The sequence below is a fragment of the Pseudonocardia sp. UM4_GMWB1 genome (assembly GCF_017312155.1).
Lineage (GTDB): Bacteria > Actinomycetota > Actinomycetes > Mycobacteriales > Pseudonocardiaceae > Pseudonocardia > Pseudonocardia alni.
Genome location: NZ_QJPN01000001.1, coordinates 1,119,578 through 1,133,683, shown reverse-complemented (window position 1 = coordinate 1,133,683; position 14,106 = coordinate 1,119,578). Strand labels below are relative to the sequence as shown.

Below are 14,106 nucleotides of genomic sequence, written 5' to 3'. Positions count from 1 at the left end.
TCAGGACATCCGCGGCTGCCCGTTCGACGCGGACAGCCCGCCGTCGACGGGCAGGTTGACCCCGGTGACGAACCGCGCGTCGGGCCCGGCGAGGAAGGCGATCACGTCGGCGACCTCGGCGGGCTCGCCGCCGCGGCCTATCGGGATGCGGTCGGCGAAGCGGGCCATCAGGTCCTCGTCGCCGGTCATGCCCTCGGTCATCTCCGTGTGGGTCAACGACGGGCTGACCGCGTTGACCCGGACCCCCTCGCCGCCGTGGTCGAGCGCCATCGCCCGGGTGAGGTTGACGACGGCGCCCTTCGCCGAGTTGTAGGCGACGTTCGCCCAGTCCCCGCCCAGCCCCGACACCGAGGTCACGTTCACGATCGACCCCCGGGTCGTGCGCAGGTGCGGCACCGCGGCGCGGGAGGCGAAGAAGACCCCGTCGACGTCGACGGCGTGCACGAACCGCCACTGTTCGGTCGAGGTCTGCTCCGCGGTGCCCGGCCGGGCGACCGCGGCGTTGTTGACCAGCGTGTCCAGCCGCCCGAAGCCGGACGCGACCTCGTCGACGAGGTGGGTGATCGCCTCCTCGTCGGACGAGTCGGCGACCAGCACGTGCATCCGTTCGGCGACCGCCGGGTCGGCGCCGGCCACCACGTCGTCGAGCTTCTCCTTCGTCCGCCCGGTCAGCACGACCGTGGCCCCGTCCGCCGCGAACCGCCGCGCGGTGGCGGCGCCGATGCCCGAGCCCGCTCCGGTGACGATCGCGACCGTGCCGTCCTTCGTTCCCATGATCGGCGGGTACCCGGGGTGGGCTCACACGATGCAGAAGTCGTTGCCCTCCGGGTCGGCCATCCACAGGTGGTCCACATGTGGAGAACCCGGGGACAGGTGCTCCTCGACGACCCGGGCGCCGAGCGCGCACAGCCGTCGTGCTTCCGCCGCCAGGCGCTCGCCGCGCAGCTCGGCGGGCAGATGCCGGCCGCCGGAGACCTGCAGGTCCGGGTGCAACCGGTTCTTCACCGTGCGGGGCTCGTCGACCCGCAGGAACGAGATCCGCGGGCCCGCGCCGTCCGGGTCGCTGATCGCGGCGACGTCACCCCACTCGTCGGCAGGCACCTCGTGGTGGATCATCCACGCCTCCCAGGTCTCGAACCCGGTCGGCGGAGGGGCGGGGGCGTAGCCGAGCGCGGCACTCCAGAACTCCGCGAGCAGGCGTGCGTCGGCACAGTCGACGGTGATCGTCCAGGGGGTCGCCATGGGTGGAGGCTACGGCCGAACCCCGACCGTTCCGCGTGGCGCGGGTCGCGCCGACGCCCGGTCACGGGGTAACTTTCCGCATCCGATCACCCGGTGCACCGGTGGAGGGCGAGTGAACGGACAACCGCCCGGCAACGGAGTGCGACGACTGAGCCTCCGCATGGGGTCGGCGGCCGACGTCGAACGGTTCGCCGCGGAGTTCTACGCAGGCGCGGTCGTACGGCCGGTGGGCGACGGCCGCGACTTCGAAATGGGAAACGAGACCGTCGCCGCCCCGGGGTTCTCGCTGAGCGATCTGTGGGTCACCGCCGAGATCGACGCGACGGTCGACCCGGTCGAGAACGCCTTCATGATCGATCTGGTGCAGGGCGGACGCATGCGCCTGGGCACCGAGGCGTACGGCACCGTGCTGCTGCAGCCCGGCGACGTCGGCGTGCTCCCGCCCGAGGGCCGCTTCCGGGACCTCGCCGAGGACATCGACCTCGACGTCGTCGCCCTCGACACGGCGGCCCTGTCCCGCTGGGCCGGGCAGGTGCACGGCGTCGCGGTCGACCGGGTGCGGCTGTCCGGGATCACCCCGCTGAGCGGGGCGCACGCGCAGCGCTGGGCCACAACCGTGGTGAACGTGCGCGACCGGGTGCTCGGCAACCCGATGCTGCTGGACGGGTCCGTCGCCCTCGACGAGGCGTTCGGGCTGCTGGCCTCGCGGTTCCTGGAGACGTTCCCGAACACCGTGCTCGACGAAGCCGGCCGGCGCGGGAGCGCACGCACCCCGGCCCTGCCCTCCCGTCTGGTCCGCAGCGTGACCGAGCACCTGCGCACCCACGCGCACCGGCCGTTCGACCCCGCGGAGCTGGCCCGGCTGACCGGGGGCCCGGCCCGGGCCGCCGTCGCCGGGCTGCGGCGGGCCGGGACCGACCCGGCCGCCGTGCTGTGGCGGGCCCGGCTCGACGGTGTGCGCGCCGACCTCCGCGCCTCCGGCGACGCGACGTCGGTCGGCCGCATCGCGGGCCGGTGGGGGTTCCTGCGTCCGGGCGGGTTCCGCGTGGCCTACACGCGCGCCTTCGGCGAGCCCCCCGAGCAGACCGCGGGCCGCTGACGCGCACTCGTCCCGTCGAGAAGTGCTCAGGTACTTCCCGACGTGCGGGCCTTGGTCAGGTGGACCAGCTCGTCGGTGCCGGCGCCCGTCCGGTGCGTCTCGACGTAGCCGGCCCGCCGGTACAGGCGGAGGTTGCCCGCGCTGTGCTCGCCGGTGAACAGCGCGACGGTCGTCACGGCGTCGCCGAGCCGGCCCCGGTCGTCGCGGACGCCCCAGGCCGTCACCGAGGCGCGGCCGAGCTCCTCGCGGACCGCGGGCAGCTCCTCGGTCAACGGTGGGAGGGACAGGTCGTCGTGCGCCCGGGCCTCGGTGACGTAGGCGGCCCGCTGCAGCGTGAGGACCTCGCCCGCATCGGACGGGCCGAGTCGCACGGGGGTGGGGGCGTCGGCGGTCATGGATACAGGACAGCACGACGGCGCCGCCGCCCCGCGGATCACCGCGCCCGCCCCGCCGGGTTCGGACGCCGGAGGTGGATCGAGCCGCCTGTCCGACGTCGGGCCGACCGGACGCACCGCCCCGACCGCGTCGATCAGTACCTGAGTGCTGTCCGGCAGGCCCACGACAGCGCTGATGTACTGATCGACGTCCCGGATCCGTGCCGGCAGCTCGGGTGCGGAGCCCGGGGAAGGGGGGTGCCGACGACGGAACGGCCGGTCGTTCGGGTCAGGCCTTCTCGTTCTCCCGGGCCCGCAGGTCCTTGCGCAGGATCTTGCCCGAGGCCGACTTCGGGATCTGGTCGATGAACTCGACCACACGCACCTTCTTGTGCGGCGCGACCTTCTCGGCGACGAAGCTCATGACGTCGTCCTCGGTCAGGTCCTCATCCGAGGCCTGCTTCACCACGAACGCCTTCGGGACCTCCTCGCCGTCGGCGTCCTTGACCCCGATGACCGCGGTGTCGGCGATCTTGTCGTGGGTCAGCAGCAGCGCCTCCAGCTCGGCGGGCGGCACCTGGTAGCCCTTGTACTTGATGAGCTCCTTGACCCGGTCGACGATCGAGTAGACACCCTCGTCGTCGACGACGGCGATGTCACCGGTGTGCAGGAAGCCGTCGGCGTCCTTGGTGGCGTCGGTCGCCTCGGAGTTGTTGAGGTACCCGACCATCACGTTCGGGCCCTTCACCCACAGCTCGCCGCGCTCGCCGACGCCGACCTCCTCGCCGGACTCCGGGTCGACCAGCTTGCACTCGATGTTCGGCAGCGCGAAGCCCGACGAGTTCAGGTCGAGGTCGCCGCGGTTGTCGGGCATGCAGTGGCTGACCGGGGACAGCTCGGTCATGCCGTAGCCCTGCAGCACGGTGCAGTCCAGCCGCTTGGCGACGGCGCGGCCGAGCTCGCCGTCCAGCGGGGCGGCACCGGAGAAGACCGTCTTCACGCAGGACAGGTCGAACTTGTCGATGATCGGGTGCTTGGCCAGCGCGACGGCGACCGGCGGGGCGATGTAGAGCCGGTCGACCTGCAGGTCCTGGGTGATGGTCAGGAACTGCTCGAGGTCGAACTTCGGCATGGTGACGACGGTGGCGCGCGCGTGCAGACCCTGGTTCATCATCACGGTCATGCCGTAGATGTGGAAGAACGGCAGGAACGCCATGATCTTGGTCTCGCTGGTCACGTCGCCCATGGCCTGGATCTGGAGCAGGTTCGCCACCAGGTTGCGGTGGGTCAGCACCACGCCCTTGGCCAGGCCGGTGGTGCCCGACGAGTACGGCAGTACCGCGGTGTCGGTCGCGGTGGTCGTCAGCTCGGGGGCCGGGGCGCCGGAGCCGACGAGATCGCGGAGCGAGTCGTGGCCCTCGGTGGCGTCGATGGTGAGCACGACGTCCTCGGACAGTCCCGCCTCCTTCGCCCCGGCCACGGCCCGGTCGAGGAACGGCGAGACGGTGATGACCATCTTCGCGCCGGAGTCCTTCAGCTGGTGGGCCAGCTCGCCGCCGGTGTACATCGAGTTCGCGCTGGTCACGATGCCGTTGGCGCGCAGGATGCCGTGGAACAGCGCCGCCCACTGCGGCAGGTTCGGCGCGAACAGCGCGACGACGTCGCCGGTGCCGATGCCGCGGGCGGCGAGCCCGCCGGCGATCTTCTCGACCAGGCCGTGGAACTCGGTGTAGGTCAGCTGGTCACCGGTGGTGCCGTCGACGATCGCCGGCGCGTCCGCCCGGTCGCCGAACCCGTCGGCGAACAGGAACTCGGTGAGAGAGACGTCAGGGATCTCGACGTCCGGGTACGGGCTGCGCAACGACAAGGTTCGCTCCTTCGCGAGGTCCTGCGGGGGACGGACGGCGCGGAGATCCGGCCGGGTTCGGCGTCATGCTAGAGGCACCGCGCCCGTACCGTCGTCGTGGCGCGGTGAAAAGTTACCCGCGGGTCACCGGAAGAGGTGCTCGAACGCGGTCAGGTTCGCGGTCGACTCGCCGTTCTCGCTGCGCCAGGCGTACTCGCGGCGGATCGAGGAGGCGAAGCCGAGCTCCAGGAAGGTGTTGAAGTCGCCGTCGGCGGCCTCCAGCACCGAGCCGAGGACACGGTCGAGCTCGTCCGCGGTGACGGCGTGGCGGGCCAGCCGCCCGACGAGGTGGATGTCCCCGACCCGGTCCAGGCAGTAGTGCACGCCGTAGAGCTTGGCGTTGCGCAGCAGCATGAACCGGTAGACGCCCTCGTGGTTCTCATCGGGCCTGCGGCACACGAACGCCTGCACCGCGAGGGTCTGCTCGCGCAGGATCAGCCAGGTCTGGGTCTGGAGCCGGGCCTCGCCGGGGAGGGTGACCAGCCACTGCCCGGGCCCGCGGTGGACGTGCTCGGCGCCGGAGTCGGCCAGCGCGGCCCCGATCCGCTGCTCCAGGTCGCTCATACGTCCCCCCGTCGCCGCGCCGCGAACTCGGTGCGGGCCTCGTCGTAGGCGCCCAGCAGGGCGTCGGTCGTGCGGTCCCAGGAGAAGCGGTGCGCGTGCGTCGCCGCGGTCCGCCCCATCTGCTCTCGACGGCCCGGGTCGAGCGCGAGCTCGCCCAGCGCGTCGGCCCAGTCGGAGATGTCGTGCCCGGTGACGAGCAGCCCGGACCGGCCCTCGGCGACGGCGACCGGCAGCCCGCCCACCCGGGTCGCCACCACCGGCGTCCCGCACGCCTGGGCCTCCAGCGCGACCAGCCCGAAGGACTCGTTGTGACTCGGGACGGCGACGACGTCGGCCGCCCGGTAGACCGTCACCAGCTCGTCGCCGGCCCGGGGCGGCAGGAACCGGACGAGGTCGGTGATCCCCAGCTCGGCCGCCAGCTCGTGCAGCGACGTCGGCTCGGCCAGCCCCGACCCGGACGGCCCGCCCGCGACGAGCACGACGAGGCGCTCCCGCAGCCCCGGCGCGCGCGCGGCCAGCTCGGCCGCGGCGCGCAGCAGCACGTCGGGGGCCTTGAGCCGCTGGATGCGCCCGACGAACGCCAGCACCACCGCCCCGGCGGGCAGGCCCAGCTCGGCGCGGGCCGCGGCGCGGTCCCCGGGCCGGAAGCGGTCGGTGTCCACCCCGGGCGGGATGGTGACGGTGCGGCGCGGGTCGGCGTCGTAGAGGTCCAGCAGCTGCTTCGACTCGATCTCGGTGTTCGCCACCAGCCGGTCGGCCTCGGCGACGACCTGGTCCTCGCCGATCACCCGCACCCGCGGCTCGGGGGTGTCCCCGGCGGCGAGCGCGGCGTTCTTGACCTTGGCCAGGGTGTGCGCGGAGTGCACCAGCGGCACCCCCCAGCGGTCCCGGGCCAGCCAGCCGACCTGGCCGGACAGCCAGTAGTGGGAGTGCACGACGTCGTACCAGCCCGGGTCGTGGCGGGCCTCGGCCCGCAGCACCCCCGCGGTGAAGGCGCACAGCTGGCTCGGCAGGTCGTCCTTGCCGAGGCCCTCGAAGGGGCCCGCGGCGACGAACCGGACCGTCGCGCCGGGCTCCAGCTCGACCGTCGGTGGCTGCTCCGACGACGTGGCGCGGGTGAAGATCTCCGCCTGGACGCCGCGGCGGGCCATCCGGATCGCCGTCTGCGCGACGTAGACGTTCATCCCACCGGCGTCGCCGGTGCCGGGCTGCTCGGTCGGGGAGGTGTGCACCGACAGCACCGCGACCCGTCGGGGCAGTCGCTCACTCACCCGAGCATCCTGACACGGCGCCGGAGCGCCAGCGCAGCCACCAGCGCCCGCAGCGGGTCCGCGGCGTGCCAGTCGTCGCCGCGGCCGGGCCAGGCCGGGACGGTCACCGTCCCGCCGTCGTCGAGGTCGACGACCAGCTCGTCGTGCCGGTGCAGCCGCCCCGGGGGCGCGGTCTCCCCCAGCGCGGCCAGCGCCAGGACGACCTCGGGGTCGGCCGTCCACGGGCCGGGGGTGCCGGTGCCGCGGGCGGTCCCGGCGACCCGGTCCGAGGCCAGCGGCACGTCGAGCAGCTCCGCGAGGGCGGCGGGGTCGGGCCCGCCGGGGACGGCGGGCAGCGCGTCCAGCGCGGGCAGCACCCACGGCGCGTCGAGGACGACGGCGCGGTCGGTCGGCGCGACCGACCCGGTCACCGTGCGGACCCGGTCCGGTGGGTCGACGTCGTCGAGGTCCACCCGGCCGTCGGCGACGGCCGCGGCGAGCGCGGAGTAGGCGGCCGCGGCGACCTCCCCGGTCACCGCGCGCGCCGGGTCGGCCAGCCGGTCGAGCAGCTCGGTGACCTCGTCCGGCCCGTCGACGACGACCCGGTCCCGGACGCCGGCGGCGGCGAGCACCGCGTCGTCGACGCCGGGCAGGGCCCCGACCTCGTCGTAGAGCCCGGCCAGCCCGGTCGCCGAGCGCAGCCGCCACGTGCCGGCCAGCCGGCCGCCGAGGCGGACGTGGCGCGACAGCCACCAGGCGGTGTACCCGGTGAGCAGCGCGGCCCGGGTGTCGCGGTCGCCGGCGAGCAGGGCCAGCGCCGCGGGCCAGCGGTCGTCGGCGACGAGGTCGAGGTCGCGTACGGCGGGCGGGGGGTCGCCGTCGCCGGGGTAGTGCTCGGCGTCGTGCAGCACGTCGGGGTCGAACGCGACGACCGTGAACCGGTCCAGCACGCCGGCGGCGACCAGGGCGTCGCGGGGCACGTCGGCCCACTCCGGCCCCAGCACCCCGACGGGGGCGTCCGGGTCGAGCAGGTCCCGGAGGGCGGCGTCGGGCAGGACGAGCTCGTCGGCGCGGGCGGGGCGGCCGTCCTCGTCGGTGAGGGCGAGGGCCCCGAACCGCGGGTCCGGCGCGGCGCCGGGGGTGTCGAGCAGGGCGAGGACGGCGCGGGCCGCCGCGGTGGTGTCCAGGCCCGCCTCGGCGTCGTCGACGGACCGCTCGACGGCGGCGTGCAGCGCGGGCGCGTCGAGCAGGGTGTCGCGGTCGGCGTCGGCGGCGCCGAGGCGGCGCAGCAGCGGGTGGACGGCGCCGGGGTGGGCGATCCGCAGCTCGGGGAGCGCCGCCGCCCCGGCCGGGTCGCCCCCGACGGGGAGCAGCACCGAGGCGGGCCCGGGCACCAGGCGGCCGTCGACGAGCGGGACGGGCAGCGCGCCCAGCTCGGCGGCCAGCCCCGGGACGGTGTCGGCGGCCGGGGCGAGCGCCGCGTACAGCTCCCGCCACCGGCCCGGATCCGCCTCGAGGCCGGTGAGCCGCTCCGCCAGCGCGGCGGGGCCGACCCGGTCCACGCCGAGCCCGGCGGGCGGGAGGACCCCGGACGCGACGAGCCGGGCGAACGCCGGACCGGTCGCGGCGAGCAGCTCGGGCAGCCCGTCGGCAGGCACGTCGAGCCACTCGGCCCGCTCCGGTGCGAGCACGTCCGCGTCGCCCGTGGCGGCGGGGAGCCACGGGGTGCGGGTCAGCGCCGCGGTGACCGCCTCGCGCAGCCGGCCGTCGAGCGGTGAGCGCGGGAAGCCCGGCTCCGGCACCAGGGCGGTGCGGTCGGCGGGGCCGACGCGCCGGACGAGGTCGGCGTAGGCGGCCGCCGCGGCGTCGACCAGCACGTCGACGCCCGGGTCGTCGGCACGGATCCGGCGGCGGTCCGGGTCGAGCGGGAGCGGTGCGACCAGCCGGGCGGGCAGCGACAGCTGCTCGGCGCTGCGGGTGGGGGCGTGCAGGACCTCGCCGTCGTCGGGTCCGTACGGGGCGGGCCGGTCGCCGTGCAGCGGCAGCGCCCAGCGGACGCCCGCGTCCCCGGTGACCAGCAGGTACCCGGCGTCGCCGACGCGCACCCGGCCGTCGCCGAGGTCGGTGCGGGCGACGGTCACCGGGCCCGCCGTGACCGACTCCAGGCCGGGCAGGGCCAGCAGCAGGTCCCCGGCGGTGCGGGCGAGCTCGTCGAGCAAGTGGTGCGGGTCGGTGCCGGGCGCCGGGCGCAGCCGGACCTCGGTGGCGAACCCGGGCGGCGGCGGTTCCTCCTCCGGCGCGGGCCAGGCCAGCCGCAGCACCGGCACCCGGGCGTCGCGGGCCAGCTCGGCGGCCGCGGCACCGCCCAGCCCGGCCACCTCGACCGCGGTCCGCGCGGCCGAGAACGCGACGGCCCCGGCCGCCGTCACCAGCCGGGGGGCCGTACAGACGGCGAGCACGGCGGCGAACCCGACGCCGAACCGGCCGGTCGCTCCGGCGGCGTCCCGCTTGGCCGAGGCCCGCAGCGCGGCGAGCGCGGCGACCCCGGGGGCGTCGAGCGGGGCACCGGTGTTGGCGACGCGCAGCTCACCGTCCACCACGACGGCCCGGACCCGGCCGGGCAGGTCCGCGGCCAGCGCGGCGTCGGCGGCGTTCTGGAGCAGCTCGGCGACCCAGGTGTCGGCGTACCCGCCGCGGCGCAGGTCGTCCTCGGCGTTGACGTCCTCACGGAACCGGGTCGGCGACGACGACCAGGCCGCCAGGACCCCGTCCCGCAGCGCCGCCGTGCCGAACGGGTCGGTGCCGTCCGCGACGCCGGGAGGGCTCAGGACCCGACCGGCTCGAGGTCGACGCCGTCGTCGTAGACCAGGGCCGAGACGTGGACCGGGGAGCCGGGCTGCTCGGCGACCGAGGAGTGCGCACCGCAGCCGAAGCCGACGGCGACGACCTGGGCGTCGGCCGGGGAGGAGCCGTTCGCGCAGACCCCGAACACGCCCTGCAGCGACCCGGCGAGCGGCACCAGGAACCCGCAGGTCCCGCAGGACGCGGGGGCGGACCGGGCGAGGTCGGCGGCCGGGCCGCGCTCCCCGTCCTGCCAGCGCTCGGCGGCGGCGACGCGGCCCTCGAACGACAGCACCCGCTCGCGGCCGAGGCCGACCTCGCGGGCCAGCGCGTCGACGGCCGGGTCCCCGGAGTCGACGTAACCCGGCACCAGGCGGGGGTCGTCGGCCGGGGTGGGCAGCAGGTCGCCGGGCTTGAGGTCACCGGGGCGCACGCGCTGGTCCCACGGCACCCAGTCGGGCGCGACGAGCGCGGTCGAGCCGGGCAGCAGCACCGACTCCGAGACCGTCACCGGCCCGTCACCGGCCGCGGCGGCGACGGTGACCGCCCACCGCCAGCCGCGGTAGCCGGGCAGGTGTGCGGCGAAGGAATGGGTGACCGAGCCGTCGTCCTCGACGGTCGTGCCCAGGTGCGCGCCGACGGCGGCCACGGCCGCCTCGTCACCCAGCTCGTCGGCCGCCTCCTCGACGGCCGCGGCCCGCGCCTCGTCCACCGCGTCGAACAGGTGCGACGGCGCGGGTGTCACCCGGGGCTGCGGCGTCTCCGCCCGCTCGTCACCGGAGTCGCCGACCTCGACACCCACCTCACCAGTGCTCACCTCACCAGTGTGCCACCCGTGCCCGGGCATCCTGGGCGGGTGCCCGCCCGAGCGCTGCTCCGCCGCCCCTCCGTGACGGGGCTGCTCCCCCTCCTGCTGGCCCTGGCGGCCTGCGGGGCCGCAGCCCCGGCGACGGGGCTGCCCGCCCCGGGCCCCGTTCCGGTGGTCCGTCCGCAGATCCTCGCCGAGATCCCGCACGACCCGCAGGCGTTCACCCAGGGCCTGGAGCTGCGCGACGGGACCCTCTACGAGGGCACCGGCCGGGTGGGGCGCTCGCAGCTGCGCGCGCTGGACCCGGCGACGGGCGCGGTGCGGGCGGCGAGCCCGCTGCCGCCGGCGTACTTCGGGGAGGGCATCACCGTCGTCGGGGACCGGATCTGGCAGCTGACCTGGCAGGACGGGGTGGCGGTCGAGTGGGACCGGGCGACGCTGCGGCCGCTGCGCGAGGTGCCCGTCGACGGCGAGGGCTGGGGGCTGTGCCTGCTGGGCGACCGCGTGGTGCGCTCGGACGGCACCGACCGGCTGTTCTTCCACGACCCGGCCGACCTGGCGGGGACCGGCTCGGTGGCCGTCACCCTGGACGGCGCCCCGGTGACCCGGCTCAACGAGCTGGAGTGCGTCGGTGACCGGGTGTGGGCCAACGTCTGGCAGACCGACGACCTGGTGCGGATCGACCCGTCGACCGGGGTGGTCGACGCCGTCGTCGACGCGACCGGGCTGCTGCCGGCCGGGCAGCGGGCCGGGGCCGACGTGCTCAACGGCATCGCCCACGTCGACGGCGACGAGTACCTGCTCACCGGAAAGCTGTGGCCGGCGACGTTCCGGGTGCGGCTCCCGGTGCCCCCGGCCTGACCGGCGCTGCGCCGGGCGGGTGACACCACCCGGCGGGATCGCCGGAACCGTCGGTGCCCGCCTGCACAATGACCGCGTGGCACCGAACCCGTTCCGCAGCCGCCGCCGGGCGGCCGGGTCGAGACGTGGCCCGGCCCCGCGCACCACCCCGATCACCACCCCGATCGCCTCGGACCCGGCGCTGCGCCGTGCGCGCTCCGCCGGTGCCGCCACCGACGAGCTGCCCCGCCCCGGCCCGGCCACGGTCCCCCGCAGGCTGACGGTCACCCGGGTCGCCGTGCACCGCACCCGCGAGCTGGGCGGGCGCGCGGTCGCGCTGTTCCGGCGCGCCGCGACCGCCGACGGCGCCGACCGGTCCGGGCTGACGGCGCTCACCTACGCCACGATGCTGACCTACGCGCTCGACGCGGCGGTCGCCGTCGCGCTGGCGAACACCTTGTTCTTCGCGGCGGCGACGGCGGAGTCCACCGCGAACGTGGCGCTCTACCTGGCGATCACCGTCGCGCCGTTCGCGCTGGTGGCGCCGGTGATCGGTCCCGCGCTGGACCGGTTGCAGCGGGGCAGGCGGATCGCGATGGCGGTGTCCTGTGCCGGCCGCGCGGTGCTCGCCGTGGTGCTCGTGTTCCACCTCGACGACTGGCTGCTCTACCCGGCCGCGCTGGGGATCATGGTGCTGTCCAAGTCGTTCCTGGTGCTCAAGGCGGCCGTGACCCCGCGGGTGCTGCCGTCGACGATCACCCTGGCGACGACGAACTCCCGGCTCACGACGTTCGGGATGGCCGCGGGCGGGGTCGCCGGGGCCGTCGCGGGTGCCGCGGCGCTGGCCGTCGGCGGCGCCGGGCCGCTGTGGTGGACGGCGGTGCTCGGCGTCGCCGGTGCCGTGCTCTGCCTACGGATCCCCCGCCGGGTCGAGTCCACCGCGGGCGAGGTGACCGCGGCGGTGCCCGCCACCCGGCCGGGCAAGCGCCGGTCCCGCGCCCCCGCGACGCGGGCGGTGCTCGTCGCGCTGTGGGGCACGAGCACGGTGCGGGTGCTGACCGGGTTCCTCACGCTGTTCGTCGCGTTCGTGGTGAAGGCCGGGGCCGAGCAGTCCCCCGACGGCGATCCCGCCGGCCAGCTGGTGGTGATCGGGATGGTCGGCGCGGCCGCCGGCGTCGGGCTGTTCGCCGGCAACGCGGTGGGGGCACGCAGCCGCTTCTCCCGGGTCGAGCCGGTGGTGCTCGCGGCGGCCGCGGCGGCCGTGCTCGCCGCGGCGGCGGTGGCGCTGCTGCCGGGCGTCCCGACGGCGGTGGTCGCGGCCCTGGTCGCGTCGACGGCGAGCGCGCTGGCGAAGGTCTGCCTCGACGCGGTGGTGCAGCGCGACCTGCCCGAGGACGCGCGGGCGTCCGCGTTCGGGCGGTCGGAGACGGTCCTGCAGCTGGCCTGGGTGCTGGGCGGCGCGATCGGGGTGCTCGCCCCGCACGACACCTTCCGGACCGGGTTCGTGATCGTGACCGGGGTGGTGGCGGTGTTCGCACTGCAGGCCGCGCTGGTGCGCCGCGGCACCTCGCTGGTGCCCGGCCTGGGGCCGCGCCCGGCCGTCGCCCGCTGAGGGCCCACCCGCGCGCCGGGCCCGGATCCGTACGCTGGTCGACGTGATCACCCGCCCCCGACCGCGCCCCCGCCGGTCCGCCGGCGTGCTGGCCGGGACCCTGGCCGCGGCCGCCCTCGTCCTCGCCGGGTGCGGCGGCGAGGCCCCGACGGTGACGTTCGACGTCGGCGGCACCTCGCTGACCGCCGCGCCCACCCAGTTCTGCGACACCAGCCTGCAGAACTGCCAGGACGCCCCGAACGCCCGGGTGACCGCGCAGGTCCCGCCCGGGACGGAGGTCCGCATCACGGTGCCCGAGGAGGTCTCCTCCGCGCCCTGGCAGGTCGCCTACGCGTTCACCCGAGGCACCGACCCGACCCCGGTCCAGCAGCGCAGCGCGATCGCCGCGCCGGACACCCGCACCGACTTCACGCTGTCCCTGCCCGAGCCGGGCGACCGGCTCGTGACCGCGCAGGTGCAGGTGTTCGGGGCGCCGCCGTCGATCGACCCGGCGAGCACCGACATCCAGTTCCCGGTCCGGGCGACCTGGGTGCTGGTCGGCGAGCAGGGCTGAGCGGGCGCGACCCGGGATCTCAGCGGCCCGCGCCGAGCAGCCGGGCCAGCGCGGCGTCGGAGTCGGCCTGCGCGTGGCGGTCGTGGGTCGAGGAGAACACCAGCAGCTCGTCGGCGCCGGTGCGGGCCACGAGGTCGTCGAGCCGCTCGGCGACGGTGTCGGGGTCGCCGGCGATCGCGTTCGCCAGCGCCCGGTCCACGGTCTCGCGCTGGCGCCGGGTCGTCACGCGGTGCGGGTCCGGCGGCTCCAGCGGCGGGAACTCCCCGGTGGTGCGGGCCGCGGCGTGCGCCCACGCCTCGGACAGCGCCAGCTGCGGGTCCCCGACGAGCACGTCGGCGGACACCACCAGGTGCGCCGCGTCCCCGGCCCGCTCGCGGTAGTCCGCCAGCGCCGCCGGGTCGTCGAGTACCGGGCCGCCGACGACGGCCGGCAGCCCCAGGTCCCCGGCCAGCCGCAGTCCCGCGCCGGTGGCGAGCAGGAACAGGGGGACGGCGTGCTCCAGCCGCGGCCGGGCCGTCACCGGGCCGCTGCCGTCGAGGAAGGAGCGGAGCTCGTCGAGGGCGGCACGGAACTGCGCGTCGTCGGCCCCGCCGGCGCGCAGGGCGCGGCGGACCGGCTCGGTGAACCCGGGCGAGCGGCCGATACCCAGGTCGATCCGCCCGGGGTGCAGCGCCTCCAGCAGCGCCACCTGCTCCGCGACGACGAGCGGCTGGTGGTTGGGCAACATGATCCCGCCCGAACCGACCCGGATCCGCGAGGTCGCCGCGCCCACCGCGGCCATCAGGACCGGCGGGCTGCCCGACGCGATCCCGGGCACGGCGTGGTGCTCGGCCACCCAGAACCGGTGGTAGCCGAGCTGCTCGGCGCGGACGGCCCGCGCCACCGTGCCACGGACCGCGGCGGCGTCGGGCTCCCCGGCCCGCGTCCGCGAGCGGTCCAACATCGACAGGCGCACACCCGTGCCAACACCGCCCGAACCCGCCACCATTCCGCCGCTCGTGCGGCACCCCGCGACAC

13 protein-coding genes are annotated in these 14,106 nt (G+C 76.2%); 4 read left to right on the top strand and 9 right to left on the bottom strand.

Annotated features, from left to right (window positions below; translation table 11 throughout):
- Both DMP15_RS05535 and DMP15_RS05530 read right to left on the bottom strand, forming a co-directional pair.
- Positions 1–774 (bottom strand): SDR family NAD(P)-dependent oxidoreductase, encoded by a 774-nt coding sequence (locus DMP15_RS05535; protein ID WP_337825519.1) that lies wholly within the window; start codon positions 772–774, stop codon positions 1–3.
- Between the two features lie 24 nt (positions 775–798).
- Positions 799–1,242, bottom strand: a complete 444-nt coding sequence (locus DMP15_RS05530; protein ID WP_073576586.1) for a VOC family protein — start codon at positions 1,240–1,242, stop codon at positions 799–801.
- A gap of 112 nt (positions 1,243–1,354) precedes the next feature.
- On the opposite strand from DMP15_RS05530, the gene DMP15_RS05525 reads away from it, so the two are divergent.
- Positions 1,355–2,341 (top strand): helix-turn-helix domain-containing protein, encoded by a 987-nt coding sequence (locus DMP15_RS05525; protein WP_167379087.1) that lies wholly within the window; start codon positions 1,355–1,357, stop codon positions 2,339–2,341.
- Between the two features lie 26 nt (positions 2,342–2,367).
- Here the strand turns inward: DMP15_RS05525 and DMP15_RS05520 are convergent, their stop codons facing one another.
- From DMP15_RS05520 to DMP15_RS05495, 6 genes are all read right to left on the bottom strand, one after another.
- A complete protein-coding gene (locus DMP15_RS05520) occupies positions 2,368–2,736 on the bottom strand; it encodes a hypothetical protein (protein WP_073576588.1) in 369 nt (122 codons plus the stop codon).
- A gap of 268 nt (positions 2,737–3,004) precedes the next feature.
- On the bottom strand, positions 3,005–4,582 hold the full coding sequence (locus DMP15_RS05515) for an AMP-binding protein (protein WP_073576589.1): 1,578 nt from the start codon (positions 4,580–4,582) through the stop codon (positions 3,005–3,007).
- Positions 4,583–4,705: 123 nt separating this feature from the next.
- Positions 4,706–5,185: a YbjN domain-containing protein gene (locus tag DMP15_RS05510; protein ID WP_073576590.1), complete on the bottom strand. Its 480-nt coding sequence runs from the start codon at positions 5,183–5,185 to the stop codon at positions 4,706–4,708.
- Positions 5,182–6,456, bottom strand: a complete 1,275-nt coding sequence (gene mshA, locus DMP15_RS05505; protein ID WP_073576591.1) for a D-inositol-3-phosphate glycosyltransferase — start codon at positions 6,454–6,456, stop codon at positions 5,182–5,184. The genes DMP15_RS05510 and mshA overlap by 4 nt, the downstream gene beginning before the upstream one ends.
- Positions 6,453–9,059, bottom strand: coding sequence for a sacsin N-terminal ATP-binding-like domain-containing protein (locus DMP15_RS05500; RefSeq protein ID WP_443217693.1), 2,607 nt, complete (start codon positions 9,057–9,059; stop codon positions 6,453–6,455). Before DMP15_RS05500 ends, mshA begins: the two co-directional genes overlap by 4 nt.
- A 200-nt stretch (positions 9,060–9,259) precedes the next feature.
- Positions 9,260–10,093 (bottom strand): DUF3027 domain-containing protein, encoded by an 834-nt coding sequence (locus DMP15_RS05495; RefSeq protein WP_312888742.1) that lies wholly within the window; start codon positions 10,091–10,093, stop codon positions 9,260–9,262.
- Positions 10,094–10,132: 39 nt separating this feature from the next.
- Here DMP15_RS05495 and DMP15_RS05490 point away from each other — a divergent pair, with 39 nt between their 5' ends.
- From DMP15_RS05490 to DMP15_RS05480, 3 genes are all read left to right on the top strand, one after another.
- Positions 10,133–10,945, top strand: a complete 813-nt coding sequence (locus tag DMP15_RS05490; RefSeq protein WP_337825517.1) for a glutaminyl-peptide cyclotransferase — start codon at positions 10,133–10,135, stop codon at positions 10,943–10,945.
- Between the two features lie 76 nt (positions 10,946–11,021).
- Complete coding sequence (locus tag DMP15_RS05485) at positions 11,022–12,536, top strand: MFS transporter (RefSeq protein WP_073576594.1); 1,515 nt, start codon at positions 11,022–11,024, stop codon at positions 12,534–12,536.
- Between the two features lie 43 nt (positions 12,537–12,579).
- On the top strand, positions 12,580–13,089 hold the full coding sequence (locus DMP15_RS05480) for a DUF2771 family protein (RefSeq protein WP_073576595.1): 510 nt from the start codon (positions 12,580–12,582) through the stop codon (positions 13,087–13,089).
- Between the two features lie 19 nt (positions 13,090–13,108).
- On the opposite strand, the gene DMP15_RS05475 is transcribed toward DMP15_RS05480, so the two are convergent.
- Positions 13,109–14,032 (bottom strand): MsnO8 family LLM class oxidoreductase, encoded by a 924-nt coding sequence (locus tag DMP15_RS05475; protein WP_237454151.1) that lies wholly within the window; start codon positions 14,030–14,032, stop codon positions 13,109–13,111.
- Positions 14,033–14,106: the final 74 nt, after the last annotated feature.